This is a genomic window from Thermostichus sp. OS-CIW-33 (assembly GCF_054059615.1).
Genome location: NZ_JBSSCH010000005.1, coordinates 143,713 through 170,281 on the forward strand (window position 1 = coordinate 143,713; position 26,569 = coordinate 170,281).

General features: G+C 58.4%; 24 protein-coding genes and 1 tRNA gene. 7 read left to right on the forward strand and 18 right to left on the reverse strand.

The genetic code is table 11. From position 1 onward, the window contains the following. Positions 1 to 112: 112 nt before the first annotated feature. The 3 genes from ACVWZG_RS05470 to ACVWZG_RS05480 form a co-directional block, all read right to left on the reverse strand. Positions 113 to 2,587 carry an ATP-dependent Clp protease ATP-binding subunit gene (locus tag ACVWZG_RS05470; protein WP_414522435.1) on the reverse strand — a complete coding sequence of 825 codons (2,475 nt, stop codon included), beginning with the start codon at positions 2,585 to 2,587 and terminating at the stop codon, positions 113 to 115. Between the two features lie 118 nt (positions 2,588 to 2,705). Beyond that, positions 2,706 to 2,779 (reverse strand) — tRNA-Arg (locus ACVWZG_RS05475). 175 nt (positions 2,780 to 2,954) lie between these two features. Then, entirely contained in the window at positions 2,955 to 4,052 is a 1,098-nt protein-coding gene (locus tag ACVWZG_RS05480) for a tocopherol cyclase family protein (RefSeq protein WP_457405307.1), read from the reverse strand. Between the two features lie 204 nt (positions 4,053 to 4,256). Between ACVWZG_RS05480 and ACVWZG_RS05485 the strand changes: the two genes are divergently transcribed. From ACVWZG_RS05485 to ACVWZG_RS05500, 4 genes are all read left to right on the forward strand, one after another. Beyond that, the gene (locus tag ACVWZG_RS05485) at positions 4,257 to 5,567 is read left to right on the forward strand and encodes a CmpA/NrtA family ABC transporter substrate-binding protein (RefSeq protein ID WP_457405309.1); all 1,311 of its coding nucleotides are present in this window, start codon (positions 4,257 to 4,259) and stop codon (positions 5,565 to 5,567) included. A gap of 521 nt (positions 5,568 to 6,088) precedes the next feature. Further along, on the forward strand, positions 6,089 to 6,916 hold the full coding sequence (ntrB, locus tag ACVWZG_RS05490) for a nitrate ABC transporter permease (RefSeq protein WP_011432252.1): 828 nt from the start codon (positions 6,089 to 6,091) through the stop codon (positions 6,914 to 6,916). A gap of 68 nt (positions 6,917 to 6,984) precedes the next feature. After that, on the forward strand, positions 6,985 to 8,982 hold the full coding sequence (locus tag ACVWZG_RS05495) for a nitrate ABC transporter ATP-binding protein (RefSeq protein ID WP_457405310.1): 1,998 nt from the start codon (positions 6,985 to 6,987) through the stop codon (positions 8,980 to 8,982). Positions 8,983 to 9,053: 71 nt separating this feature from the next. After that, a complete protein-coding gene (locus ACVWZG_RS05500; protein ID WP_414344143.1) occupies positions 9,054 to 9,893 on the forward strand; it encodes a nitrate ABC transporter ATP-binding protein in 840 nt (279 codons plus the stop codon). 215 nt (positions 9,894 to 10,108) lie between these two features. On the opposite strand, the gene crn3 is transcribed toward ACVWZG_RS05500, so the two are convergent. After that, entirely contained in the window at positions 10,109 to 11,077 is a 969-nt protein-coding gene (crn3, locus tag ACVWZG_RS05505; protein WP_457405314.1) for a CRISPR-associated ring nuclease Crn3/Csx3, read from the reverse strand. Positions 11,078 to 11,242: 165 nt separating this feature from the next. On the opposite strand from crn3, the gene ACVWZG_RS05510 reads away from it, so the two are divergent. Further along, positions 11,243 to 12,661 (forward strand): TIGR03985 family CRISPR-associated protein, encoded by a 1,419-nt coding sequence (locus ACVWZG_RS05510; RefSeq protein ID WP_457405315.1) that lies wholly within the window; start codon positions 11,243 to 11,245, stop codon positions 12,659 to 12,661. A 386-nt stretch (positions 12,662 to 13,047) separates the two neighbouring features. On the opposite strand, the gene ACVWZG_RS05515 is transcribed toward ACVWZG_RS05510, so the two are convergent. The 7 genes from ACVWZG_RS05515 to ACVWZG_RS05545 all read right to left on the reverse strand — a co-directional run bounded on the left by ACVWZG_RS05515 (position 13,048) and on the right by ACVWZG_RS05545 (position 19,559). Next, positions 13,048 to 13,734 (reverse strand): VanW family protein, encoded by a 687-nt coding sequence (locus ACVWZG_RS05515; RefSeq protein ID WP_457393578.1) that lies wholly within the window; start codon positions 13,732 to 13,734, stop codon positions 13,048 to 13,050. A gap of 1 nt (position 13,735) precedes the next feature. Beyond that, complete coding sequence (locus ACVWZG_RS05520) at positions 13,736 to 14,566, reverse strand: anti-sigma factor domain-containing protein (RefSeq protein WP_457415287.1); 831 nt, start codon at positions 14,564 to 14,566, stop codon at positions 13,736 to 13,738. Positions 14,567 to 14,632: 66 nt separating this feature from the next. After that, positions 14,633 to 15,274 (reverse strand): sigma-70 family RNA polymerase sigma factor, encoded by a 642-nt coding sequence (locus ACVWZG_RS05525; protein WP_457388306.1) that lies wholly within the window; start codon positions 15,272 to 15,274, stop codon positions 14,633 to 14,635. A gap of 83 nt (positions 15,275 to 15,357) precedes the next feature. Then, on the reverse strand, positions 15,358 to 15,975 hold the full coding sequence (locus tag ACVWZG_RS05530) for an ABC transporter permease (RefSeq protein ID WP_414344038.1): 618 nt from the start codon (positions 15,973 to 15,975) through the stop codon (positions 15,358 to 15,360). Continuing rightward, entirely contained in the window at positions 15,972 to 16,940 is a 969-nt protein-coding gene (locus ACVWZG_RS05535; RefSeq protein WP_457405319.1) for an ABC transporter ATP-binding protein, read from the reverse strand. The genes ACVWZG_RS05530 and ACVWZG_RS05535 overlap by 4 nt, the downstream gene beginning before the upstream one ends. Positions 16,941 to 16,966: 26 nt before the next feature. Next, complete coding sequence (locus ACVWZG_RS05540; protein ID WP_011432229.1) at positions 16,967 to 17,890, reverse strand: glycine betaine ABC transporter substrate-binding protein; 924 nt, start codon at positions 17,888 to 17,890, stop codon at positions 16,967 to 16,969. A 424-nt stretch (positions 17,891 to 18,314) separates the two neighbouring features. Further along, positions 18,315 to 19,559 carry an HhoA/HhoB/HtrA family serine endopeptidase gene (locus ACVWZG_RS05545; protein WP_457405321.1) on the reverse strand — a complete coding sequence of 415 codons (1,245 nt, stop codon included), beginning with the start codon at positions 19,557 to 19,559 and terminating at the stop codon, positions 18,315 to 18,317. 279 nt (positions 19,560 to 19,838) lie between these two features. Between ACVWZG_RS05545 and ACVWZG_RS05550 the strand changes: the two genes are divergently transcribed. Next, on the forward strand, positions 19,839 to 20,546 hold the full coding sequence (locus ACVWZG_RS05550) for a hypothetical protein (protein WP_011432227.1): 708 nt from the start codon (positions 19,839 to 19,841) through the stop codon (positions 20,544 to 20,546). Between the two features lie 37 nt (positions 20,547 to 20,583). On the opposite strand, the gene ACVWZG_RS05555 is transcribed toward ACVWZG_RS05550, so the two are convergent. The 6 genes from ACVWZG_RS05555 to ACVWZG_RS05580 form a co-directional block, all read right to left on the reverse strand. Continuing rightward, entirely contained in the window at positions 20,584 to 21,273 is a 690-nt protein-coding gene (locus tag ACVWZG_RS05555; RefSeq protein ID WP_457405323.1) for a V4R domain-containing protein, read from the reverse strand. 118 nt (positions 21,274 to 21,391) lie between these two features. Continuing rightward, complete coding sequence (locus ACVWZG_RS05560; RefSeq protein ID WP_011432225.1) at positions 21,392 to 21,862, reverse strand: globin family protein; 471 nt, start codon at positions 21,860 to 21,862, stop codon at positions 21,392 to 21,394. Positions 21,863 to 21,886: 24 nt separating this feature from the next. Then, positions 21,887 to 22,480, reverse strand: a complete 594-nt coding sequence (locus ACVWZG_RS05565; RefSeq protein WP_457405324.1) for a hypothetical protein — start codon at positions 22,478 to 22,480, stop codon at positions 21,887 to 21,889. Between the two features lie 63 nt (positions 22,481 to 22,543). Then, on the reverse strand, positions 22,544 to 22,825 hold the full coding sequence (locus tag ACVWZG_RS05570; RefSeq protein WP_457405325.1) for a hypothetical protein: 282 nt from the start codon (positions 22,823 to 22,825) through the stop codon (positions 22,544 to 22,546). A gap of 59 nt (positions 22,826 to 22,884) precedes the next feature. Continuing rightward, a complete protein-coding gene (locus ACVWZG_RS05575) occupies positions 22,885 to 23,565 on the reverse strand; it encodes a V4R domain-containing protein (RefSeq protein ID WP_457405327.1) in 681 nt (226 codons plus the stop codon). A gap of 232 nt (positions 23,566 to 23,797) precedes the next feature. Beyond that, on the reverse strand, positions 23,798 to 24,283 hold the full coding sequence (locus ACVWZG_RS05580) for a 2Fe-2S iron-sulfur cluster-binding protein (RefSeq protein WP_457405329.1): 486 nt from the start codon (positions 24,281 to 24,283) through the stop codon (positions 23,798 to 23,800). Positions 24,284 to 24,871: 588 nt separating this feature from the next. Between ACVWZG_RS05580 and ACVWZG_RS05585 the strand changes: the two genes are divergently transcribed. Beyond that, a complete protein-coding gene (locus tag ACVWZG_RS05585; protein ID WP_457405331.1) occupies positions 24,872 to 25,405 on the forward strand; it encodes a phycobilisome rod-core linker polypeptide in 534 nt (177 codons plus the stop codon). Here the strand turns inward: ACVWZG_RS05585 and ACVWZG_RS05590 are convergent. Then, entirely contained in the window at positions 25,402 to 26,412 is a 1,011-nt protein-coding gene (locus ACVWZG_RS05590) for an ABC transporter substrate-binding protein (protein WP_414344061.1), read from the reverse strand. The two genes, ACVWZG_RS05585 and ACVWZG_RS05590, sit on opposite strands and share 4 nt — an antisense overlap. Between the last annotated feature and the right edge of the window lie 157 nt (positions 26,413 to 26,569).

Consider the following 26,569-nt stretch of genomic DNA (forward strand, 5'->3'; position numbering starts at 1 on the left):
GAGATCTCCTACGCCTGGGTCTGTTCAACTGAAAAACAACACTTGAGGACCACAAGGGATCCGCAGCATCCCAACGGATCCCTTGCAGTCTGAGGACCTCTCAAAGCCAGCTTTACTCCGCCCCTTGAGGCAAGAGAACCCGCTCCGGCTCCGTGACCAACACCTTGGGCTTGCGCTCCTCATCCACATCGATGAGCACCTCCGATCCCTCCCGGACATGCCCAGTCAGGATCTCTTCCGCCAGGATGTCTTCCAGCAAGCGTTGGATGGCGCGGCGCAGCGGGCGTGCCCCGTAGCTGGGGTTATACCCCTCCTCCACCACCAAGTCTTTGAAGCGATCGCTAACCGAGAGGCGGATTTTCTTCTCCGTCATGCGGTCAAACACTTCCTTGAGCAGGATGTCGGCAATCTGCTTCACCTCATCCTTGGTCAGTTGCCGGAAGACGATGATCTCGTCCACGCGGTTGAGGAACTCCGGACGGAAGTACTGCTTCAGCTCCTCATTCACCAGGTTGCGGATGCGGTTGTAGTTGGCATCCTCGTCGTTGGTGTTGAACTCGAAGCCGAGGCTGCCGCCGCCCTTCTCGATGACCTTCGAGCCGATGTTAGAGGTCATCACGATCAGGGTGTTCTTGAAGTCCACCGTGCGGCCTTTGGCATCGGTCAGGCGGCCATCCTCCAGGATTTGCAGCAATAGGTTAAACACATCCGGGTGCGCCTTCTCGATCTCATCGAAAAGCACCACCGTGTAGGGGCGACGGCGTACCGCCTCGGTGAGCTGACCTCCCTCGTTGTAGCCCACATACCCCGGCGGGGATCCGATCAGCTTGCTGACCGTGTGCCGCTCCATGTATTCCGACATGTCGAGGCGGATCATGGCTGACTCGGAGCCGAAGAAGTAGGCTGCCAAAGCCTTGGTCAGCTCGGTTTTGCCCACCCCTGTTGGGCCGGAGAAGATGAAGCTGGCGATGGGACGGTTGGGATTTTTCAGCCCCACCCGAGCGCGGCGGATGGCCCGGGAGATGGCCCGCACCGCTTCGTCTTGGCCGATGATGCGCTGGTGCAGGGTTTCTTCCATGTTCAGCAGCTTCACCGACTCGCTTTCCGTCAGCTTGGCCACCGGCACCCCCGTCCAGGCGCTGACCACTTGGGCCACGTCCTCTTCGGTTACCTCAGGCATTTCGCTGCGGCTGCTCTCCTCGGCTTTTTTGGCAGCGGCAATGGCGCGGATCTGCTGCTTGATCTCCATCTCCCGATCCCGCAGCTCACCAGCCTTGTCGAAGTTCTGGGCCCGCACCGCAGCGTCTTTCTCCTTGAGCACTCGCCGCAACTCTTGATCCAGCTCCCGGGCCGCCGGGGGCAGTTGAGAGTTGATCAGGCGCACCCGCGAAGCAGCCTCGTCGATCAAATCGATGGCCTTATCCGGCAGGAACCGGTCGGAGATGTACTGGTCGGCCAGCTTGGCTGCCGCATCCAAGGCGGCATCGGAGATCTTCAGCTTGTGGTGCTGCTCGTAGCGCTCCCGCAGGCCAAACAGGATCTCGATCGTCTCGGAGACTGTCGGCTCGCCCACCATGATGGGCTGGAAGCGGCGCTCCAGAGCAGCATCCCGCTCGATGTGCTTGCGGTACTCATCCAGGGTGGTGGCGCCGATGCACTGCAGCTCGCCGCGGGCCAAAGCAGGCTTGAGGATGTTGGCGGCATCAATCGCCCCTTCCGCAGCCCCGGCCCCGATCAGGGTATGCACCTCGTCGATGACCAGGATGATGTTGCCGGCATTGCGGATCTCATCCATGATTTTCTTGAGGCGCTCTTCAAACTCGCCGCGGTACTTGGTGCCGGCCACCAGCAAACCAATATCCAGGCTGATCACCCGCTTGTCGGCCAAAATATCCGGCACATCCCCCTGCACAATGCGCTGGGCCAAGCCTTCGGCAATGGCAGTTTTGCCCACCCCTGGCTCGCCAATGAGGACGGGGTTGTTCTTGGTGCGGCGGCCCAAGATCTGGATCACCCGCTCGATCTCCCGCGTCCGACCGACCACCGGATCCAGCTTGCCCTCCTGGGCCAGTTGAGTTAGGTTGGAGCCGAATTCGTCCAGGGTGGGCGTTTTGGTGCGACTGGAGGATCCCCCCCCTGCCGTCACTTCGGCGGTCTCGCCCAACATGCGGATCACCTGGGTGCGCACCTTGGAGAGATCCACCCCCAGGTTTTCCAAAACGCGGGCTGCCACCCCTTCCCCTTCTCGGATTAGGCCCAGGAGCAGGTGCTCAGTGCCGATGTAGTTGTGGCCGAGCTGGCGGGCCTCTTCTAGAGAGAGTTCCAGCACTCGCTTGGCGCGGGGAGTGAAAGGGATCTCGACGGCCACAAAACCGGATCCCCGACCGATAATTTTCTCGACTTCAATGCGGGCGTCCTTCAAGTTCACTCCCATGGACTTGAGAACTTTGGCGGCGACCCCAGTGCCCTCGCCGATTAACCCCAACAAAATTTGCTCGGTGCCAACGAAATTGTGACCTAACCGTCTGGCTTCTTCTTGGGCCAGCATGATCACCTTGATGGCTTTTTCTGTAAAGCGTTCAAACATGATCCTCGGGCTCCCTACGCCTGCATCAAGGCGGACTTGATAGGGGTAATCCTAGCACAAGTTCTGGCGAAACCAAGGGACGGTAAATACCCCAGACGGAAGCTGTCTGGGGCCAAAACGCGCCTGGAGAGATTTGAACTCCCGACACCGTGGTCCGTAGCCACGTGCTCTAGTCCACTGAGCTACAGGCGCAAAAGGGGCGGGCCAACCACGGTTGACTGTCTGTCCATACTATCTGTCCATAGTTACTCAGATACTATCCAGTACTATCCAGAGACAGAGATGGACATCTATCAATGTGGCTTAGGCATTCTAGCACAAGAGCGTTTTTTGGAAAGTCCAACGGGGGTGTAGATATCCGCCAGCGTTAACATTGCCCTTGCCAAGGTCGCGGAACTTCTCCCCCCACTTCCAGGCCGGCTTGGGGGCTGGTGGCCTTGATCACCGGCGTCCAGACTTGGCCGTTGCGCTGCCAAAGCTGCAGGTGCAGATGTCCTGCCAGGGTATCCCGACAGTTGCGCTGCATCCCTTCTGGGCCAGGGGCGAATACAGTTTGGCCAGGCCGCCGCGTGTGCCCTTCTAGCTGAATACACCAGAGGGCACTTTCTCCCCAGATTCGCCAGGATCCCCAGGGATCCACTTGCCAGGTCAGCCGAGCGGATCCGGGTCGCCATTCCAAAAAGGGCTGGGATCCCCATCCATGCAAGCTGATCAGGGCCACTTCCTCGGGGCGGGTGAGCACCTGCCGCTCAGCTCCGGCACAGGTGAGGCTAAGGCCGGGATGTTGGGGAAAGGCGTTGCACTGGATCCAAAACCAGCGGCGAGGAAAGTTTTGGCCCCAATTTTTTTCGGCATAGGCAGGAGCCTGCTGAAATGCATAGCGCCTGCCTCTCCACTCCACCCAGCCGGTGGCCAAGCCATGGCTCATGAGGATCTGCCAGCCCGGCTCAAAGATGGGCAGATAAGACCAGGCTCCCATGGTGGCTCGGGGTGGGATCCCATAGGCAAAACGAGGCTGAATGCGGTAAAGCCAGCGAATGGGCTCAGAGCCCAAGGGATCCGGCAAAATCCCCTGATTGAGGTGGGCGGTGTATTGGTAGCCGCTGGCGGTGCGCTGGAAGAAGGTGAAGGGATCCTGAAGGCCGCGACAGCCAGGGTCTGGGATCCCTGAGTGCCCCAAGGCCAGATGGGTTGAGCTGGCCCAAAAGCGGCGGGGATTGGGGAAGGTGCGCCAATGCAACTCCTCCTCCGGCCCCAACACCTGCGCCATGCCCCCGCGCTTGGGATCGATGGCGTACATGAAGGCAAAGCTGATGGGCGGATCCCCGGGCAACGTTACCCGGCTATACCAACCCTCAAAAAACCGCTCTGTGCAGCCATCCCAGTGGTAGCCGGCATGGGGCAGGGATCCCCAATCTGTTGAGTTGTTTTGCCCAGAGCAAGCCGCCGTTGGAGGAAACGCCATTGAGACCTAAGCCATCGCAACAATGATAAACGGAAGTCTATGCTTACCAAAATAATAATTGTATTGTTTCTATATTTATTTGCCCTTAGGATATCAACCAAGCTGAGATTTAAGGATTTCTTGAGATTTCACGAAGGAAATCCATGGGTCAGGCGACTTGAACCGGAAAGCTTCCATCTTGCCTTCACATATCCTTTCGATGAGGTGAGCATGACGTCACGTCGTAACTTTTTGCTGTCTGCGGGTGCGTCCACCGTGGGTGGACTCGTGAGTGGCAGCTTAGCACGGGCCAGCACAGGCTACTGGGTTGCCCAGGCCAGCGGCCCAGAAACCCCCAATCTCAGGTTAGGCTTTATACCGATTGTGGAGTCTGCCCCCCTGATCATCGCCAAGGAAAAGGGCTTTTTCGACAAGCATGGCATGACCGGTGTAGAGGTGTTGAAGCAGGCCAGTTGGCCGGCAGCCCGTGACAATGTGGTTATTGGCTCAGCGGGTGGGGGAATCGACGGTGGCCAGTGGCAGATGCCGATGCCTCACATGATCCACATTGGCGCCATCACCAACAATCAGCCGGTGCGCATGGCAGTTCTGTGTCAGTTGATCACCCAAGGCAACGGAATTGCCATTGCTGGAATGCATGTTGGCAAGGGTTTGGGGCTGGATATCTCGGGAGCCGCGGATTACATCAAAAATTTCAGCGCCAGCAACAGACGCAAATTCAAGGCCGCTCATACCTTCCCCAACGTCAATCAAGATTTTTGGATCCGTTACTGGTTTGCTGCTGGGGGGGTAGATCCGGATCAAGACATCGACCTGTTGGCGGTTCCCTCTGCCGAAACGGTGCAGGGAATGCGCAATGGCACCATGGATGCTTTTAGCACCGGGGATCCCTGGCCCTACCGGATTGTGGCTGATGGGATCGGGTTTATGGCGGCCCTTACCCAACAGATTTGGCCCTTTCACCCCGAAGAATACTTGGCCATTCGCGCCGATTGGGTAGAGCAAAACCCCAGGGCCACACAAGCCACTTTGATGGCGGTGATGGAAGCGCAGCAATGGTGCGACGATCCGGCCAACCGAGAAGAACTGACACGCATTCTCTCAGGGCGTGCCTACCTGAATGTGCCGGTTAAAGTTCTCACCCCTCCCTTTCAAGGCAACTACGAATTGGGAGACGGCAAGCCAGCTGTTCAAGATTTCAATGCCGGGCCCTTGTACTGGGAAGATGGCCGGGGCAGCGTCTCTTACCCCTATAAGAGCCATGACCTTTGGTTCCTGACGGAATCCTTGCGTTGGGGCTTCCACGCTCGCTTCCTTCCCGATCTGGATACTGCCCGTCGTCTGGTGGATGAAGTGAACCGTGAAGATCTCTGGCGTGAGGCCGCCCAGGCACTGGGGGTGAAGAACATCCCCAACAACACCTCGCGGGGAACAGAGCGTTTCTTTGACGGTGTGGTGTTTGACCCACAGGATCCGCAGGCTTACCTGAACAGCCTGAAAATCAAAAGGGTCTAGCTGAATAGCTTGATTGGGCCAAGTTCCTCACCTTCTTTCGCAGGAAGTCCATGGCTTACCATTTCCTTGTTCGAATCTCTCGCGCGACAGGGATCCTGCCTACCTGTGGGATCCCACGAGGTCGAAAAAAGCGGTGCCGAGCTTTCTGCCCAAACGATGGAAAGTTGATGGATGCTATGAGCCTCGCACTTTTTGAATAACTTTGAATGCTATGTTGAGGATCGGCTATGTTGGCTCTACTTCACGTTCCGCGCGAACTCTTCAGGGATCCTCCTTTTGAGAGGCCGGCCCAGCCCCGCTGGGACAAGCTCATTCTCTCGATAGCCGTGGGGGCGCTGAGCTTTCTAATTGTCGTGAGAGTTTTGTTGAGTTTGCAATCCCTGTGTTTGCCCCTCCAAGGAAAAGGCAAGGCCGATCCAAGCTCATGCTCTGTCTCCAACACGGTGTAGAACCCCTCGATCGGGGCGTTCCAAAAGCGCAACACCAGAGAACCTTGTAAAACCCTATCCTCTGCAGGAGCTATGACGACAACACTTTCTTCTCCGGCAAAATCTGCAACGGCGAAGTTCGATTTGGCGAAGTACCGAGATCAGATTCTCCCCCCTGTGGTGGGTATTGTTGGATTTCTGCTCATCTGGCAGATCTTGGCCAGTGCCAACCTAATTCGGCTGCCGGGGCCTTGGGATGTGTGGATGGACGAGCGCAGCCGATATCTGATCCTGCATCCTTTGTATCGCAACAGCGACCTCGACCAAGGGCTGCTGCGCCAAACCTTGGCCAGCCTACAAAGGGTGGCCATCGGCTATTGCAGTGCCGCTTTGGTGGGCATCACGTTGGGCATTTTGGTGGGAAGCAGTGTGTGGATCAACCGAGCTTTGGATCCCATCTTTCAATTCTTGCGCATGGTAGCTCCCTTAGCTTGGGTGCCCATTTCCTTGGCTGCTTTGCAGCGCAATGAGCCGGCTGCCCTGTTTGTTATTTTTATCACCTCAATTTGGCCCATTCTCATCAACACGGCTGTGGGGGTGAGACAGATCCCGGAAGACTACATCAACGTCTCCAAAGTGCTCAAGCTCTCCAAAGTGGACTTCTTTTTTAAGGTGTTGCTGCCCTCAGCCCTGCCCTACATGTTCACAGGTCTGCGCATTGGTATTGGCCTATCTTGGCTGGCCATTATTGCCGCAGAGATTGTGATGTCGGGTGTGCCGGGGATCGGCTTTTTCATCTGGGATGCCTACCAGCAGAACTACGTTACGGAGATCATCGTTGCCGTCATCTACATCGGAGCGGTGGGATTGCTTTTGGATCGCCTGATGTCTGTTTTGCAAAACAAGATAGCCAACCAATGATGTGTTGGATGTGTTGTCAGTATGTGGTTGGTTTGAGGCTAGACGGGTGATAGGTTGGGAGGTTTTCTGTGTCTGTATTGGTCAGTGTGGAGCAGGTGGAAAAATCTTTTGCTCTGCCCGGAGGGCAGGAATACCTTGCTCTGAAAGGGATCGATCTGCAAATCCATCGAGGGGAGTTTGTCTCCTTAATCGGCCACTCCGGCTGTGGCAAATCCACCCTGTTAAACATGGTGGCGGGTCTGTCTTTGCCGACAGGGGGGATCGTAGCTTTGGATGGACATACCATTACGGCTCCCGGCCCCGATCGCATGGTGGTGTTTCAGCATTACTCGCTTTTGCCTTGGCTAACGGTTCGGCAAAACATTGCGCTAGCGGTGAATGCCGTTCTTAAAAAGCATTCTCCAGCCGAGCGTCAGCAGATCGTGGAAGAGCACATTGATCTGGTGGGCTTGCGCCACGCAGCAGATAAGCTCCCAGCCCAATTGTCCGGGGGTATGAAGCAGCGGGTGGCCATTGCCCGTGCCCTGGCTTTGCGGCCCAAAGTGTTGTTGTTGGATGAGCCATTTGGCGCTTTGGATGCGCTCACGCGCGGGAACTTGCAAGAGCAGTTAATGCGCATCTGTGAAGAACATCAGATGACCACTCTCATGGTCACCCACGATGTGGACGAAGCGGTTCTTCTGTCAGATCGTGTGGTCATGCTCACCAATGGGCCGGGATCCCGAATTGGGAACATTTTGACCATTGATATTCCTCGGCCCCGCCGTCGGCTGGAGGTGGTCAACCATCCCAGCTACTACAGCTACCGCAGCGAGATCATCTACTTTTTGAACCAACAAAAACGCATCAAGCAATGGCGTGCTCGCCGCAGCACTGTGGTGGCCAGGCATGGCTTGGAAAAGATCAACTTGGAGATCGGCTTTGTGCCCCTCACTGCCTGCGCTCCGTTGGCTGTGGCCAAAGAAAAAGGGTTCTTTGCCAAACACGGCTTGGAAGAAGTGAATTTGGTGCGGGAAACCAGTTGGCGAGGGATCCAAGACGGCATTCAGGGAGGTTATCTGGATGCGGCCCAAATGCCCGCCGGTATGCCGGTGTGGATGTCCTTGGGTGGAGGGGATAACCCGCCTCAGCCGGTGGTTACGGCTCTCACCTTGACCCGCAACGGCAATGCTATCACCTTGCACAAGCGGTTCTATGAGCAAGGGATCCACACCCTCAGCCAGTTGAAGGCTTACATCCTGGATAGTCCCAGCCGTCGGCTTACCTTTGGGGTGGTGCATCCCAGCTCTATGCACAATTTGCTGTTGCGCTATTGGCTGGCAGCCGGCGGGATCCACCCGGATCACGATGTGGTACTGAAAACGCTGCCTCCGGCCCAGATGGTGGCCAACCTGACAGCCGGCAACATCGATGGCTACTGTGTGGGAGAGCCCTGGAATTTGCGGGCAGCCTTAGAGGGCAGTGGCTTTACGGTGGCTACAGACCTGGAGATTTGGCTGGGCCATCCCGGCAAAGTGTTGGGGGTGCGAGAAGATTGGGCCAGAGCCTACCCCAACACCCACATTGCCTTGGTCAAAGCGCTGTTGGAAGCCTGCCGCTACTGTGAAGATCCGGCCCATCACGACGAGATTCGCGAGCTGCTCAGCCGCCGCGCCTACCTGAGCACCGACCCATCCTACATTCATCTGGGGGATCCCCAGCGCCTAATCTGTGACTTGGACAGGCCGATGCGGGAATATGCCCACCACCGCTTCTTTCTGGGAGCCGGCAACCGTCCCAGCCGCACCGAGCATCTGTGGATGATGACCCAAATGGCCCGCTGGGGGGATCTGCCCTTCCCTCGCAACTGGGTGGAGATTGTAGAGCGGGTGTGTCAGGTGGGGGTATTCAGTACGGCAGCCCGCGAGCTGGGGCTGGATGTGTCTTACCAGCGGCAGCCCATTCAGTTGTTCGACGGGATCCCTTTTAATGGCGAGGATCCCCTGGCCTACCTCAACAGCTTGGCGATTAAGCACGATATTTATGTAGCCGAGGTTGCCTTAGATCGTCGTCCTGTGTTGCTCTAGATACCCACTTGGGCGCCCTTGCAAAAGCACATTCCCCGTTGTGAGAAAATCATGAGTTGGAGCACCCTACGATGACTGCCCTCTTGACAACCTCTACCCCAGCGAACGTAGCCGCAGAACCCTACCTAAGCCTTGAGAATGTCAGCAAGACCTACTCAACTCCCAAGGGGGATTATCCCGTCTTGCGAGATATCAACCTCAGTGTGAACGAGGGAGAGTTTGTCTGCCTGGTTGGGCATTCCGGCTGTGGCAAAACCACCCTGCTGAATATGGTTTCCGGATTTGCCCAGCCCACCAGTGGCTCGGTGAAGCTGAAAGGGCAGCCGATTACAGCTCCTGGCCCGGAGCGCATGGTAGTGTTTCAAGGGTATGCCCTGTTGCCTTGGCTCACGGTTTATGAAAATGTTTATTTGGCCGTTCGGTCGGTATTTCCCCAAAAGAGCCAGTCGGAAAAGCATCGAATTGTGGAAGAACATTTGGATTTGGTGGGGCTGGGGGAAGCCGCTCAGAAATATCCCTCGCAAATTTCGGGAGGGATGAAACAGCGGGTAGCCATTGCTCGTGCGTTGGCCATCCGTCCAGAAGTGCTGATTTTGGATGAACCCTTCGGGGCCTTGGATGCCATTACCAAAGAGGAGCTTCAAGAGGAGCTGTTGCGCATTTGGGATGAACATCGCTGCACGGTTTTGATGATTACCCACGACATTGATGAGGCGCTGTTTTTGGCCGACCGCCTGGTGCTGATGACCAATGGCCCTGCAGCCACCATCGGGCAGATCGTGACCATCCCCTTCCCGCGCCCTCGGGATCGCGAGCGGATTCTTGAAGATCCGCAGTACTACCGCCTGCGCAACTCGGTTCTCAGCTATCTCTACGGCCATGAAGCCAACCCAGAGGCGGCTTACCGGTAAATCCAACCTGGAGCAGTTGACGGAGCGAGAGGGCGACAAGGCAACCCAAAACCCAAAAACCACACACCTTGGCCATCAGGTGCAGCCCCTGGTCAGGCGATCCGCAAACCTCTCTTGGAACTCGCCCACAACATTGCGCAACCGCTCGTCCAAAACGGCCAGCGTCTGGGATGCGATATATGCTGACCCGCCCCTCCAATTCTGAACCTGCAGCTCTAGTGAATGAGGCGGCGCACCGCCCGCAGCAGCTCCGCGGGGGGAGGAGAGTTGGGATCCCAGCGAATTTCCAACTCAGGTGAGTCTTTGAGCACTTGAGGAGGGCCGGGCGAGGTGTGCAGGATGGCCACACAGCGCAAATTGCCCCGGTCTCGACAAAACTCGTGCCAGAGAGGGATAGCCTCGGGATCCCGGCTGACCACCAGGTAGTGGGAGCAGGCTTCCAGGATCGGCTGCTTTTGCGGATCCACCTTGCCGCCCACATCCACAATCACCAAACTCTTTTGCCGGCGCAAAGCCAGAATGGCCTGGGCATGGAAGCTGAAAAATTCGGGGGTAAAAGAGCCCCGGTACTGGTGCTTGAGGATCTTCGCCTCTTCTGGTGGCAAGTCTAAAGTCCAATTGCCTTCCCCATCCCAATGGGCCCGTTGCAGATAAATATCGGGATGCTCCGGCAGCAGAGCTTCGAAGAGGGCGCGGGCAAGACGGCTTTTGCCACTGTCGGGGGGGCCCACCACCATCACCGCCGCTGCCAATTCTGTTCGCGTCAGCGGGCCGTAGGCCTTGCCCGGCCTTCCCTGCACCCAGGGGATGACCTGGCCCACCCGCACTTCGGGGGTATGGCTGGAGACCACCACCGCGCCCAAGCGTGGGTCATAACAGGCCACCCAACGGGTGAAGTGGCACTCATGCACCAGCCAGCCATACAGCCAAATGGGGGCCCGCCCCGTCAGAACCACCCCCAACTGGGCATTGATCCCGGCAGGCAGCTGAAGCTGAGCCAAATCCTCTGGAAAAACCAGGCGATCCGGTCGGGTCAGCTCAATTTCGATGACCTGAAAAGACAGTTCCGAAGAATGGGATCTTCGAGGGTCCAAGGACTCCGTCCCGCTGGCGCGAAAGGACTCCGTCCCGCTGGCGCGATCGGCCAGACAGCCGGAAAGCAAATGCAGTGCCACAGCAGCCATGGGCAGATTTGACGAGACAGGTTGACTTCAGTATGGAAGAGATTGGAAGTGGAAGGTTCCAACTCATGTCAGAGTGGTCAGGCTCTCACTTGCGCCTTGCTCCAAGAAAACCCCTGGCCTGGAGTGCCATCAACTGGTTGACCTAAGAACCGAGGGAACTGTCGGATGAGCGGATTTGAGCTGCCTTTGACGGTGGAAGTGTTGCGTTGGTTAGCGGGCGGTCAGTTGGCCGAGCGCCTGGAGCGGGCCGTGCGCCTGTGGGTGTTGCTCGATTGCTTGTATGGCGAGGAGGGATGGCGGGATCTGCCGGAAACGTTTGGCTATACCCACATTTGGGATCGCTTGCTCTCACCACGGCACCCCAAGCAGGATCTGGCAAAAGGGATCCCTTCACCCTGTCCTGATGTTGACTGCATTTGCTGGAAACCCTTGAGGTTTTGGCTGAAGGATCCCAACCTATTGGCCGCCTTAAAAGCAGAAGTTCCGGATCTGGAAGCGCTGCTATCTGCTCAACCCTTTCACAAGACCCATCGCACCCTGCGCAAAGAGCTGGATTACCTGGCTGCCCGGGGTTGGCTGCAACAAATTCAGGCCAACTCTAGGCGGAGAGATAATTTTCGCTGCCGTGCGCCGGGGGATCGTCCCCAACTGCCCGTATCTTCATCGGCTTTGACCTTATCGGGCCATCAACTGGAACAGATCTATCACATCCTCAGCGATGTGGCCTTTGTACATCCAGATGTGCAGGTTTTGCTGGATGAAATCTGGGCCAACCAAAGGACTCCGTCCCGCTGGCGCGATCAGCACTCGCAGCGGCGGCTGTTTGTGTGGTTTGAGTACATCCTCTCGGACGAACAGCAAGAACGGGTGGACGAATATCAAAACCAGCTGGAAGCCTTTTGGGCCAACCCAGAAGCGGGGGTGATCGGTTTTGACTACGCCACCCGCCAACATGGGATCCGACACGTTCTCACTTACCCAGTCTGTTTGTTCTATGCCCGCCGCGCCAAGTATTTGGCAGCCTTTGGCCAGCTCCCCACCCCCGAGGGATCCCTGGGCTGGCACAATTTCCGCTTAGATCGGATCCAGTCTGAGCGCCTGGCGGTGATTCCCTGGGACGCTCCTTCCATTCCGCCAGAGCTGGCAACCCGCAAACGGCAGAGGAAGCTGCCCAGCCCGGAAGAAGTCCAGGCGGCATGGGAAGAGGCCTGGGGATCCGATTTTTACTTGCCCAAGGCTTTGTTGATTCTCCGGTTTTCCCCAGAGTTTGCCCGTCGCTACGTGGAGAGCACAGCGCGACATCCCACCTTCCAGCCCATTGCCTACAAGCGGATCCCGGCTTTGGTGCAGCAGGCAGTGGCGGATGCGCGGGAGCGCGAACAGATTTTGAACATTGTCCGGCAAAGACCAGCCAGCGACCGGTACTTCCGCGCCTGGGTACGGGTGGGAGATACCAATTTCACCATGCGCCTGCGGGATTGGCGGCCCAACGGCGAGGTGATCGCTCCCCCGGCCTACCGGGAACAGATGGCTCGAGAAGCTCAGGCGGAGCTGCAGCTTTATGTTTCGTCTGTTTCCGTTTAGTTGTTTTTGTTTCCATTGTTTCCATTAATTCCACTTCCCCGAAGGGAAGCGACTCCCGCCGATTATAACCCTTGCCCAGAGCGGGATCCAGGGGCCTAGATCGACAGGGTCTCGTTTAAGGACTCCGTCCCGCTGGCGCGAACGGCTGCAATTTCCCCTTATTTTTCTCCGCCGAGGGGCCTGAAACCCTTGCCCAGAGCGGGATCGACCGGGTCAACGGAAGAATCAGGGTTTGAGGCTTGTCGCCGACCCTGTCGCTAACCATGTTGGTGTAGAAATTAACATGGATCCCTGCGTGGAGGTTGCTGGGGAGCTGCTCCTGAGACGCTGAAGTAGGGGGCCAATGGGGCGAAAAAAGGACTCCGTCCCGCTGGCGCGATGAGAGGCTAGGGAGCAACGACATAGCGATCTTGGGAGAGGCGCTCGTTACCCCGATACACGCTCACCTGCAAATGCTGGGGATCCAGCCGGTGCCCCTCTACACGGATGGGTGGGATCCTCAGGGCGTGGCGGGATCCCCGTCCCAGCACGGACACAATCAGGTTTGGGCCGCGGATCTGAACTCGTACGCGCACCGGCCAGGGGAAAGGGTTGCGCAGCTTGAGGTCGGCCAAGCCGTACCAAACGGTGGCATCTAAGCCAGGGGGCACCGACTCTACCTGCCGGTAATGGGGGTGCCTCTCCACCACCTCCAGCCCTGCCAACAGAGCGGCATTGTAAAGGCTAGAGGACACCTGACAGATTCCTCCCCCAACCGAATCCAGGGTTTCGGCCACCATAAACACCGGCGCGGGCACATAGCCTCGTTCCAGGCTGCGCGGCCCCACCACTTGGTTGAAGGAAAAAATCACTTCTGCCTGTTCCCGTGAGCGTGTCGCAGGCATGATGTAAACTCCATCCAGGCTTTGGACGGCTCGGCGAATGTTGTGGAGTTGAGAAGGAGTGCGCTCCTGCAAAGAAGTAACGTATTGGCTTAGGGTTGTTGGCGTGGGATCCGTCCACCACAAGGCCAGAAGGGCCAGTAGCGCCCCCACCAGCACAGCCAACCTCCGCAGGTCAACCCTTCCTCTCACCTCACACCTTGCCCGTCAGAAGGGGTTTCAAGGACTCCGTCCCGCTGGCGCGAGCGGGCAGTTGGCGGGAACCGGTCGCAATCACCAGCTCTTGGGCGCGGGTACCTGCCGGCAACGTGCGGGATGGGCGTAGGGCCACCAGAGCAGAGCCTTGAGCATCCACCTGAAAGTCACCACAGTGGAGGAACTCGCCATTATCCAGCTTGAGCCAGAGGGAGTAGCGCTCCCCCGCCACCGGTTGGGGCAGATCCCGTGCGGCCAAGATAACCTCCTGCCAGTCTCCTGGGCGAAACAGCACGTTGGCCGTCCCCGCCTCCCCCTGCAAATGCACCAGACGGGATCCCGGCTGTTGCAGGAGATGGGATAATGCCCGCACCGATTCTAGCTGGGCCAGTTGCAGAGCTTGCCGCAGTCGCCAGTTGTCCAAGCTGAGCAGAACCAAAATTGCCGCCACCAAGCCTCCCAACCAGCGCCACCCCACCCCAAAAGCAGGCAGTGGAGAGTGAAGGGGGACTGCCATCTCCTGCTCGCGTAAGCCGATAGCCCCCACCTCTGCCATCACCTGGTCGCGCAAGCTGGCAGGCGGGAGTACTCCTGGCAATCCGTAGGGCAACAATTCCAAGGTTTCTTGCAAGGCTTGCAGTTCGGCCACCAGCCGAGGGTCTTGGGTTAGGCGTGCCTCTAGAGCACTCGCCTGTTCAGGAGATAAGTCCCCCAGCAGATAGCCGGCCAGTTCTTCCCGTTCCTCTGTTAAAGGGGGCGAGGTGGATAAGGACTCCGTCCCGCCGACGCGAAAGGACTCCGTCCCGCTGACGCGATCAGACATGGCCATCCCGACACCAGAACTCAACTCCAAACCTAGGACTCCGTCCCGCTGACGCGAAAGGACGCGGTCCCGCTAACGCGAGCAGAAACCCAGAAGGGCGCGCAGGGATCCCCGCAATTTGCAGAGAGCTTGGCGAGAGCGGGTCTTAACCGTCCCCAACGGGATCCCCAATTGGCGAGCAATGTCCGCCTGGCTCAACCCTTGGTAATAGAGCAACTCCAGGATCTGCCGTTGGTTTTCGGGCAATTGGCTGAGGGCCGCTTGCACCGCTTGCCGCCGCTCCTCGATGGAAACCTGCTCAAAAGGGAACCGAGTCTTGCTATCGGCGCTGAGAATGGTCTGCCAGCGTTTCAAAAGAAGTTGGTGGCTGCCCTGAGAACGCAGACGGTCAATGGCCCGCGAGCGGGTCAGGATGCACAAAAAACTGCTCAGGGATCCCCGCCGCTCGCGCGACTCGGACGGAGTCCTTGGATCACAGCCAACCTTGCGCCACAGCTCGACAAACACCTCCTGAGTCAGGTCTTCTGCCTCGGCCACGTGGCCCAGGATCTTGAAGGCCAGCCCATAGACCAAGCCGGCATAGCGATCGTAGAGCGCAGCCAGAGCAGCAGGTTGCCCCGCCTTGAGCGCTTCCATCAGCTCCCAATCGGCGCGGGATGACCAATCTCTCACCCGCTCACGCCAGCGGGACGGAGTCCCTGGTTGCTCACCCATGCTACACCCAGTTTCGCCCCACACAACTAGAGGATAAACCTGCCCGATCGCGCCAGCGGGACGGAGTCCTTAAGTCTACCCCCTCAGCCACGACGGGCCGCCCATTCCAGGCTGAGCAAGGCTGTGTTCACCAGCAAGGCCAGGGATCCCACCGCCAGGGATCCGGCCCAGATCTTGTCGTAGCGACCGGCCTGGGCAATGCCATCGAACAGCAGGGTTCCCAGTCCCCCTGCCCCAAACTTGGCGCCCACGGTGGCAATGGCAATGGCCACAATTGCCGCCAGCCGCAGCCCTGCCAAAACAATGGGCAGCATGAGCGGCACCTGCACCTGCCACCACCGTTGCCAGAGGTTCATCCCCATGCCCTTGGCAGCTTCCAGGATGGCAGGCTCGACCGAGCGCAGGCCCACGCAAAAATGGCGCACCAAGATCACCTGCGTGTAGATCACCATCGCCACCACCACCGAGCGGGCATTGAGGCCAAGCCAGGGCACCAACAAAATGATCAAAGCCAGGCTGGGCACTGTGTACAGGATGCTGAGGATCCCCATGACCGGCAGGGCCAACCAGCGCACGTGGTGAACCAGCAGAGCCAGCGGCACCGCCAGCACCACCGCCATGCCCAAGGTCATCCCCACCATCGCCAGATGCTCTTGGGTGAGCTGCCACATCAGGCCGGGGTGGTTGAGGAGATAGCTCACGCGGATCCCCCCTCCAGCATGGCCAAGCTGCGAATGTGATCCAAGGTCAAAACGCCGATGGCCCGCCCGTCCTCCCACACCGTCAGGGCTGCCGCCCCTGTGCGCAACAGCAGGGACAAGGCTTGCCGCAAAGTGGCCTGGGGCCTCACCATCGCTCCCTCTTGGATTTTGTGGTTGTGCGGGATCCCGGCCATCGCCGTTTCCACCCGCAGCACACTCAACTGCCGTACCATGTCATCTGCCCCCAGCAGTTCCCTGACAAAGGGAGTAGCCGGCTGGGTGAGCAGCCGAAAGGGAGTGTCGAACTGCACCACCCGCCCCTTCTGCATCACCAAAATGCGATCCGCCAGGCGCAGCGCCTCTTCCACATCGTGGGAGACGAACAGGATGGTTTTTTTCAATTGCCGTTGCAGGCGCAGGATCTCATCTTGCAGCTTGCTGCGGGTAATGGCATCGATGGCCCCAAAAGGCTCGTCCATCAGCAGCAGCCCTGGATCCCCGGCCAGGGCCCGAGCCAGACCGACCCGCTGTTGTTGTCCACCCGACAGTTGGGCAGGGTAGCGGTGGCGGTACTCGTGGGGGGGCAAATTAACCAAGCTGAGCAGCTCGTCCACCCGCTCGCGGATGCGCTCCTTCGGCCACCCCAAAAGTCGCGGCACTACCGCCACATTCTGGGCCACCGTCATGTGGGGAAACAGCCCCGATTGCTGGATAACATAGCCGATCCGCTGCCGCAGAGCCGTGATGGGAAACTGGCGGATATCCCGCCCGTCCAAGCGAATCTGCCCCTGGGTGGGATCCAGCAAGCGATTCACCATTTTCAGAAGGGTGGTTTTGCCGCAGCCAGAAGGCCCCAGGATGACCACCAACTGGCCCGATTCTATGGAAAAACTGCACTCGTCCACAGCCGGCTGGGAACTGTGGGGAAAGCGCAGCGATACCCGCTCGAACTCGACGGTGCTCACCTCAGGGTCTCATGCAACAGGCAAGGTTATTTCTTGAGAATGCCGGCTTCCACCAAGAAAGTTCTGGCCACCTCCGCCGGCTCCTTGCGGTTGCCGCTCACCTCGTAGTTCAACCGCTGCATCACCTCGTCCGTCAGCAGGGGGGAAAGGGCATTTAAGGCAGCGGCAATGCCGGGGTTGGCCTCTAGGGTGTCCTTGCGCACCACCGGCGCCACCTGGTAGGGGGGGAAAAGCTGCTTGTCATCCTCCAGCAGCACCAGGTCAAAGGCGGCAATTTCTCCATCGGTGCCGAAGGCCACTGCCACATCCGCTTCCCCATTGACCAAGCCCTGGTAGCGGAGGCCGGGATCCACTGCTTTGTAGGCCTTGAGCCGGAAATTACCGTAGACGGCTTGGATCCCAGGTAGGCCATCCTCGCGGGCTTGAAACTCCGGCGGCCCGATCATCACCAGCTCGCCCGCTTTGGCCACCATGTCCGAGATGGTGGCAATGCCCAGCTCAGCCGCTCTGGCGCGGGTCATGGCCAGGGCCTGGGTGTTGTTCAGGGGGGCGGGATCCAGCCAAATCAGTTGGAACTGGCTCTCGTACTCGCGGGCCACCGTCGCGTACACCTCTGCCGGGTCGCCGCTGCTGGGCAACTTGAGCACTGTCAGCAGGCCAGTGCCGGTGTACTCGGGGTAGAGATCGATCTCGCCGCTCAACAAGCCCGCATGGGCTACCGGTGTTCCGCCCAGGTTGAGCTTGCGCTCCACCGTGAACCCTGCCGCCTCCAGGGCTAAGGCGTACATTTCCCCCAAAATAAACTGCTCGGTAAAGTCCTTGGAGCCGACGGTAATGGGCTTGGCGAGGCCCCCTAAGGACTCCGTCCCGCTGGCGCGATGGGGAGTGAGAACAAGAGCTGCCAGCCCCGACAGGGCCAGCAAAGCCAAGCGACGAGTGGTTTTCAGCATAGGCAAGGGGAGAAGGGATCCCAGGCTAATGACAAGAGGCCCTGCCGAGAGCGTTCCGGCCTGGGCCAGGAAGTTTCGACTGTTAAGTCACCATTAAACCATTATTTTCCCTGAGCCGTAACTGCAAGAACCAACCGTAGAGATCGCCAGTACGGTCACTGCAAGTTGGTTTGAAATAGCCCAAGTGTAAGGACTCCGTCCCGCTGGCGCGATAGGACTCCGTCCCGCTGGCGCGATAGGACTCCGTCCCGCTGGCGCGATAGGACTCCGTCCCGCTGGCGCGATAGGACTCCGTCCCGCTGGCGCGATCAGCACCGCCCCAGCCCCTCTCCCAGGGGAAGAGGGAAGTTCACCCCCATTGACAACAACCCTGCTGTGTCGCTGGGGTCTGGTTGATACTTGAGGGGCGGTCAACCATGCCCAATCAGCCTCCGCTCGGAACCGGGAAAGAGCCCGTTACCGCCCGGATCTTCTGTCGCCGCCCGGCTCGCTCGATCTCCAGCTCCAGGGTGCTGCCCACCTCAGTGCGCTCCACCTCCTGTTGCACCTGATCGGCTGTGGTTACGGCACGACCATTGATGGAGAGAATGACATCCCCAGACCGCAGCCCTGCCCGTTCCGCTGGGGATCCCTGGATGACTTCGCCAATCAGTACACCCTGATCCACCGTTATCAAAATGCGGCTATTGGGATCCTGGTTGAGGCGCTCCTTCAGCTCTGGAGTCAGCGTGAGCATGCGGATGCCCAGGTAGGGGTGATCCACCTTGCCGCGAGTGATCAACTGATTGGCCACCCGCTGGGCCGTCTCAATGGGGATGGCGAAGCCCAACCCTTGCGCTCCCTGGATGATGGCGGTGTTCACCCCGATCACCTCCCCTTGAGCGTTGAGCAGCGGGCCGCCGGAGTTGCCGGGGTTAATGGCCGCATCCGTTTGGATAAAAGATACCCGCTTGTCAGGCACCCGAATCTCCCCGCTGGAACGGCCCAAAGCGCTGATGATCCCAGCCGTAACGGTGTTATCCAAACCCAGGGGGTTGCCGATGGCAATGGCCCACTGGCCCGGCTCCAGGGTTTCCGAGCGCCCCAGCTTCACGGTCGGCAGGTTCTGGGCGTTGATCTTCACCACGGCGATGTCCGTAACCGGATCCGAACCGATTACCTGCCCATCAAAGCTGCGGGTATCCTTGAGCGTCACCGTTACCTTGTCGGATCCCTCGACCACATGGGCATTGGTGATGATCTGGCCGTCTGGGCTGATGATGAACCCAGAGCCGGTTCCCTGCTGTCGCCGCTGCCGAGGGATGGAAGGGATCGCTTGGCCAAAGAAATCCCGGAAAAAGGGATCGCTGAAAAACTCCTCAGGAAAAGGCGCAGGGGCGCGCACCGTCCGCTCCGAATCAATGCGAACCACCGCCGGCCCCACCTTTTGCGCCACATCGGCGATGAAATTCAGGTTCAGTTGGGGCGGGGTTGCCGTCGTCTGGGCAGATACCCCCTTGCCCCCCACCAGAGCTGCTCCCAGCCCAATGCCCAGCAGCACCAGCAGCACTGACGAGAGAAGAGACTTCCAAGTGGAGATGGCAAAAGGCTGGAAAGAGGATTGAGCAGGTTGGGCGGAAGCTTCTGACACGGGAGAGGGCTGGCCCGGCATGGATGTTCTGCGCTTCATAGCTACAAGAAGAGGGTTGGGATGCTGCAAGACTTCGGCCCCACGCAGGGGGAGAAACCTAGGGCCTAATCTAACATGGACAGCAGGGATCCCAGAGTGGGCAACCCTGGCGCTTTGCCGTACTTCCATCTGGAGCGAAGAGCAGCCGAATCTGCTCACCCAAGGTAGCCCATCTCCCATTCAGTTGGCTTTGATCACGATAGTGAGGCCAGGAAAGCTTTTGTTCCCGACTTTGGCCGGTTTGCAGCTAACGTAGGAATAATGAATGGGGGTAAGACCATGACCAACCCAGCCAGCCGCCTGTTGGCTCCTCTGCTTGGCGGATTGCTCTCAGCGCAGATGGCCGCCCCAGTTTTGGCCCAAATGGGGCCCTTGCCACCACCGCCTGCCGGTGAGGGATGGCGTCCTGTGAATCCTCGCCCCCTTCCCCCTGGCCCTCAACCCCTGCAACCTGGCCAGCCCTTTCAACTGCAAACCACGTTGCTATTGCGCTCTGGGGATCTGATCCAGGCGGTGCATCGCTCCCCAGAAACCCTCTTGATTGCCCCTGGGGAAACCCGCGCCGTCAGCCTTAGCTTGGATACCCCTCTGCGGGACATCTACGGCAACATGGTCGTCCCGGCGGGGGCCGTTTTGGAAGGCCAATTTCAGCCGGTGAGCGGCGGCACCCAGTTTGTCTCGCGGGCCCTGATTTTCAACGGCCAATCCTACCCCCTCTATGCCCAGAGCCAGGTTATCCCGCTGCGCAAGGATCCCCGCCACACTTCCGGGGAAGCGATTGTGCAAGATGCCTTGATCGGGGCAGCCGCAGGAGCGATTTTGGGGGGCCTCTTCGGCGACCGGGTGATCTCGACGGAGAAAGTGCTGGGCGGAGCGGCGGCAGGGGCTGTCATCGGCAATGTGACGGCACCGGAAGTGGCGGTGATCGACGCCAATGCCAACTTGACTCTGACGGTCACCCAAGATTTTCAGCCCTACCTGCCCTAGCGAGCCCCTGAAAACAGCTCTGGCCAGGGATCCCTTTCTAGGGACTGGCCGTGAGCCGATCCAAAATCTCCTCGTGGGAGAGGCCCTTGCGCACCCACTCCTCGCAGTGGTGCAGCCGCTGGGCCGTACCGATGAGGAAGCGGTTGAGGTCGGCCCCTAGGGATTCGCAGGTAGTCTGCACGCAGATGAGATCCCGCCCCGAAAGCAATGAGAAGAGGCTGGCCAGCATTCCCGCCTCTAGGTATCCGGCAGGCTCTTGCCGTGTAGAAGCTTCCTCCAGGTTGAAGCTGGCGCGAGCGGCCAGGGCAAACCCGGAATGGCGGATCCCGGCTTGAACCAAGCCGTGGTCAGCAGCGGAAAAGTCCAGCTCCAGGCGTCCCCAACCGTGGGTGGCCCAGAGGTCGCTGAGGGCATCCAGGAAGATCCCCATCGGCAATTCCTGCAGCGGCTGCTGGTAGTAGCCGGAAAGCTCGTCTTCAATACGGCGGAAAAACGCCTCTCCCCAATCGCGGCCACAGTTGTAGAGAATGACGCGGGTGGCTTGGCCGGTTTCGTAGCGCAGGCCGGAGTAGAGAGCTTCCAGCAGGGGCATGGGAAAGGCCGCCAAGCGGTATCCTCCGCGGCTGTACAGCAGTCCGGTGTGGATGTCAGGGCGGATGTAGTAGGCAGGGCTAAAGCAGTGCCCAGGCAAGATCTGGTCTTGCAGAATCTCTTGCAGGGTAGTCATGGCTATCTCACAGGGGGATGGACGGATTTGAGGGCGGCTGGAACTTGGCCTTTTGGAGTGAAGGGATGAATGTCCGGTGGATTGGCAAAACTAGGGAATCCATTGAGGGCGAATGGACCTAGTTAACCAGCATGGATTTGGCCAAAAGCAGATAAGGACGGATCATCTCGCTCTCTTCTGCCCCAAAGATGTAGGTCAGGGAGTCGAGCATTAACTTGTAGGCAGGCTGGCATTGGTCGCGCATCTTGAACGATTTCAGGATCGTCTCCAGCCAGTAGAGCAATTTATCCCTCAGGTAGTCTTCGTCGTTGAGCAGCATAGCCATGCAGCAGTAGCGCCACACCATGCTCAGATCCCGGCGGCAGCGCTCCCAGGCCAGGTGACCATGCTGGCGGATTAAATTCGGCATCATCGGCTGAAACTTCTCCATCACCCGATCCAGCAGCTCTTGTTCTTTGGCCTGCAGAACCTGGTAAAGGCGGACCCGCTTCGGGATCCCTTCCACGTAGGCGTGTAGAGTTTTCAACTCATCTGGGCGCAGATAGCGGCCCTCACTTTGGTGCATCAGCTCGGCAACCCTTGAATTCATAGATAGAGCCTCCTTCAGTGGGCTTCACACAAACATTTCCGCCAAGGTGAGAGCCCTCTCCGGCGGAACTGTGGGCAGGTCAACCTCGGCCTCAGACCTAGAAGAAGAGGGGGAAGGGAACTGGGCCTGAGAAGTGGTGCAGACAGCTTGTAGCTCTTGCCAGTAGGGGGCAAGCAAACCCTGCTGATCCGCCGGCAGGGATCCCTGAACCACTGCCCGTAGCTGAGCGAGCGCTTGCGGCAACCCTAGGTACTGTTCCATCGCACCAAGAGTTACCTGCTGCACAGGGGTGGGATCCCCCAGCAACAGACTCAGGCCCAGGGAGCGCAAACAAAAGGCCAATTGACGAGCCAAGAGGCGCTGAGCCGGGGTTAGAGAAGGTTCTGCCCCCTCTCTGGCGGGATTGCTGCTGGGCAACGCTGTCGCGACGGGGGTTGGCCCCTGCTGTTGCAAAACCTTTTGGATCCAGGTCAGCTCTTGCTGTTGTAAGACTTGGTAGAGCTCCAGCCGTTCTTCAAAAGAGAGCGAGTAACGAATCAGGTCTTGCAGATCGTCGGGTGTTAGGTAACCCCCTTCTCGCTCGGCAATGCGCTCCGGCCAAGAGTGAAGGTCATCCATGGGTGAAGTCTCCTTAGAGCACGGATCGAGAGAGCACAACTGAGAGCCCTGAACAAACCAGAGCTAGAGCAAAGCTCCGCCAAACAAGGCGGCAAAATCCTCAAGGGTAAAGGGATCCTCCGCTGGCAATTCCGGCACCGGCTCCACCCATGGGCGGATGCCCGACCAATTGAAGCCGGCAAAAAACTGGCCCACCGACTGGGCAAAGAGCATGGGGGACTGCGGCGGCGGCTCTTGAGCAAAGGGAGCCTTGGCCGGGGGTCGATTATCCCAGTTCAACCCCTGCAAGAAGACCGCCAGCGGCTGGGTTAAGTCCAGATCGGTGTCTAAGTTGAAGGTGACCATGGGCGTTTCTCCAAAGTGTCGAGGGATCCCAGAGAGCCTTCAAAAGCCACAAGCAAGCCTCACAACTGGTGCAAACGCTGCTCGATCTCGCGGGCGCTGGCCCCTTCGGTGATCCAAAAATTGGCGGCATCAATGCGTTCTTTCCCGCCCAACAGGAATTTGCAGTAGGTTTCCCCCATGGCGTAGCACTGGATCTCAATGCAGCCCAGTTCTCGCGAGGTCATGGCGGTGAAAAATCCGGCAAACAAACCGGCATAGAGATGGCAAACCGGCTTGCCCACATCCCCTAGGGTGCGAGCCACCATCGAGTCAAACAAGTTGATAAACAGGAAGCCTTTTTGTTTGGATTCGGTTTCCACCTCCCACTTGCCCCAGCCCTGAGCCGTAAAAGGCCACCACCAAGTCTCCAGCAAAAACAAAAGGTTGGACTGTTTTACGCCAATCCCATACTCCCGCTCGTACCACTCGGAGAAGTGCTTGGCATCGCGGATGCCCCAATCTCTGCCAATGGTGTACATCACCGCCGCCGAAGCATCTCCCACTTCCCGTTCCAGGCCTGTTTGCAAGCCCACAATAAAGTCTTCGCTGAGCAGGAGATTTTGCGTGTTGTTCCAGTCGATGATCGTGCCCTGATCTCGGTTGAAGCGGAAGAAATCGCGGTAACTGTAGTGGGCATGCTTGTCGCGGCCCACAGGCAGGGTGACTGCAGGACGGGGATCCGGTCGAGATGTGGTGGCCATGGCGCTCTCCTGATAAAAAATGGATAATTCTAGATTGCAAAGCAACAGGATTTGGTGGGATTTGTAGGGATCAACTGGGCCAGACAATGCCAATGAGTCAACAAAATGAATGGCTAAGCATTCGATAAACTTGGTCAGCTATCTGAGGGATCCAACATTGTTCAATCCTTGGTTGATTGTCTATAAGACAATGCCCGCTGAGCCCAAGGGATCCCTGAACATCGACAATCCATCAAACTTCCCGAGTTTGGGCAAGTGTACTGCCGATGATGCGGAAATCTTCATTTTCTAGCTGCTTAACAGTAGAGCGAGTGATGATCTTGCCCTGCTCCACCAAAACCTTCCCCGTCCGTGGGTGCAGCAGGTCTTGTTCGGCCCGCCGACCGATGAGCACTTCGATATCTTTCAGAGAGTTCACGTACATTCCCGGCGGCAGCTCCACCACCACGCCATCGGAAACCACCCTGGCCTGGCAGGCCAGCCGGGAATTGCTGCGGGCGCTGGTAATGGTCTCCAGAGTCTTGGCCTCGCGGGGGGTGATGGGAGTGAGGCTTTCCATTCCCTCTTTGACGTAAACATGACAGGTGGCGCAGAGGCCGCGACCGTTACATTCCCGCGAGACATGCAGCTCCTCCGACAAAATAGCCGACAGAAGATTGCTGTAGGTATCGACCTCTGAGACGCGAGATAAAGGCTCTAGCCGGATTTGTTTAACCATAGATGGGATCCAAACGCTAAGGGCAGGCAAGAAACCCCGGCGGGCAAGATCTACTGCAAAAGCAACGCAAACAAATCACAACAATTAACTCCCTTCCCTGCAGTCCTTCTGCAGGTCTACGGCAACACCTGATTTCCCAGTCGATTAAAGTTAAATGTAGGTCACCTCAGATGATGAGTCCCGCACAAGCAACTCTGGGGAAGGCTATATTCTTTACTTTATTTTGGATTTGGATGAGGTCATCTTGGATGAAAATGTCATAATCCTTAACTACGGATAAACACGGAATCTTTTTATCGCCCAGAAAGCCACAAAGTGAAATCACGTAAATCAGAGCCAACGACAATCCTTTTGTAAATATTTATCGCGGATCTACGTCGGTTGTTCTATCGTCAAGGTAAATCTCAAGTAGGCTCTTCATAGTCTTTTGTTGGCAGTTTTGTTGCAGAGGGATGTGCTGAAGTCCGCCGTAAAAGCGTATCGAGCCATTTGCTATTCCCTTCATAATTTCTTTAAAGTAGTCCCCCATTTTGTCTGTAAATCGATCTTTTCTGTTTTTGTTGGCTTCGTCGATTGGGAGCTAGGGTTATGGAATCGCGCCAGCGCCGGCAGGATCCGCAAACGTTGCAAAACCTGTTGCGGGCCGCCTATCAGCAGCTTTTGGAACGCCAGCCCTACCAGCACGAGAAAGCGGGAGAACTGGAGAAAATCGAGCAGGACTTTCTCCGCGGGCGGATTGGGATCAAACGTTTGGTTCGTCAAATCGGGGGATCCCGTCTTTATCAGCGGCTGTTTTTCAGTGCCGGCTGCAACACCCGCTGTGTGGAGCAGGGCTTCAAGCACTTTTTGGGACGGGCCCCGGCCAGCAAGGAGGAGGTGGCCGCCTACCACGACATTTTGGTGCACCAGGGCTTGCAGGCCATGGTCAATGCCTTTATCGACTCGGAGGAGTACCGCCACCAGTTCGGCAACGACCATCTGCCCCACCCCCGCCAACGGCTGAGCGGCCACCCACCTTTGGCCTACTTGCTGACAAACCAAATGCACCGGCGCCATGAGCTGGGGATGCAGGGATCCCCGCTTTTGCACAGTTTGGCGGCGATGGAAGTGGGGATCCCTTAGGCAGTGGGGCCGGGGAGGAAGTCGAGGGTATAGGCTTGGCGAACCTCCAGACCCGCTGCGCCGATCCCCAGGGCCACCATCTCCTGAAAGTAGGTTTGCCAGCGCTGGTGGGTCATGGCACCGATCCCCAGCGTGGCGGCATCTCCACTGGTGAGAAGGCCGTAGTCTTTTAGGGCTTGGTGGGCGTAGGCCAGGAGGGCCTCGCTCATGTTGGGGTTGTCTTGGCGGATGAGGCGATTGCCGGGGCGGGGATCCTCTAGGTAGCTCTGCCAGCCCTGGATGGAGGCAGCTACAAATTTTCGCACCTGCTCCGGGTGCTGTTCGGCAAAGGGGCGGGTGGTCTCCAGGGTGGTGGCGTAGGGGGAATAGCCGTAGTCGGCCAGCAGAAAAACGACGGGATCAAAGCCCCCCTCCTGGCGCACGCGGAAGGGCTCGGAGGTCACATAGCCCTGCTGGGCAGAAGACTTGTCCAGCAAGAAGGGCGTGAGGCTGAGGTTGTAGGGGCGCTTCTGCTCGTCGGTAAAGCCAAATTTGGCCCGCAAAAAAGGCCAGTAGGTGAGGTTGGCCCCCGGTGACACCCAGATGGGCTTGCCCCGCAGGTCTTCCAGGCGCTCGATGCCCACCCCTGGATGGGCCAAGAGACACTGGGGATCCTTCTGGAAAAAGGCGGCCACGGTGAGAACAGGGATCCCAGCTTGCAGAGCCGCCAGAGCGTCGGGGCTGCCGCCGAGCACAAAATCTGCCGCTCCCCCGGCTAGCAGTTGCAGCACGTTAACCGCCGTTCCCCCCATGCGGATTTCCACCTGCAGACCGTAGTCGGCGTAGATGCCGGTGGCCAGGGCTTGGTAAAAGCCGCCGTGTTCGGCCTGGGCGTACCAGTTGGTGACCAGTCGCAAGGGCCGGGATCTGGCCGAAGAGGGGCGGGAGCCCGCTCCTACTGCTAGCAGAGCAGCTCCACTGGCCAAAAAACGCCGCCGCGGCCAAGGCTCTGGAGTTACACCGGACATAGGCAGGGATCCTCAGGCGGCCACGCTTTCAGTATCTCGCAAGTAGACCAGTTTTTCCTCAGGCTGGCCACCCCTTGGAAGAGGAGCTGTTGGGAGGCGTCTTCGATTTATATTTGCAAAGCAAGCGGGATCCCCTTCTTACAAGGGGCAAGATCGA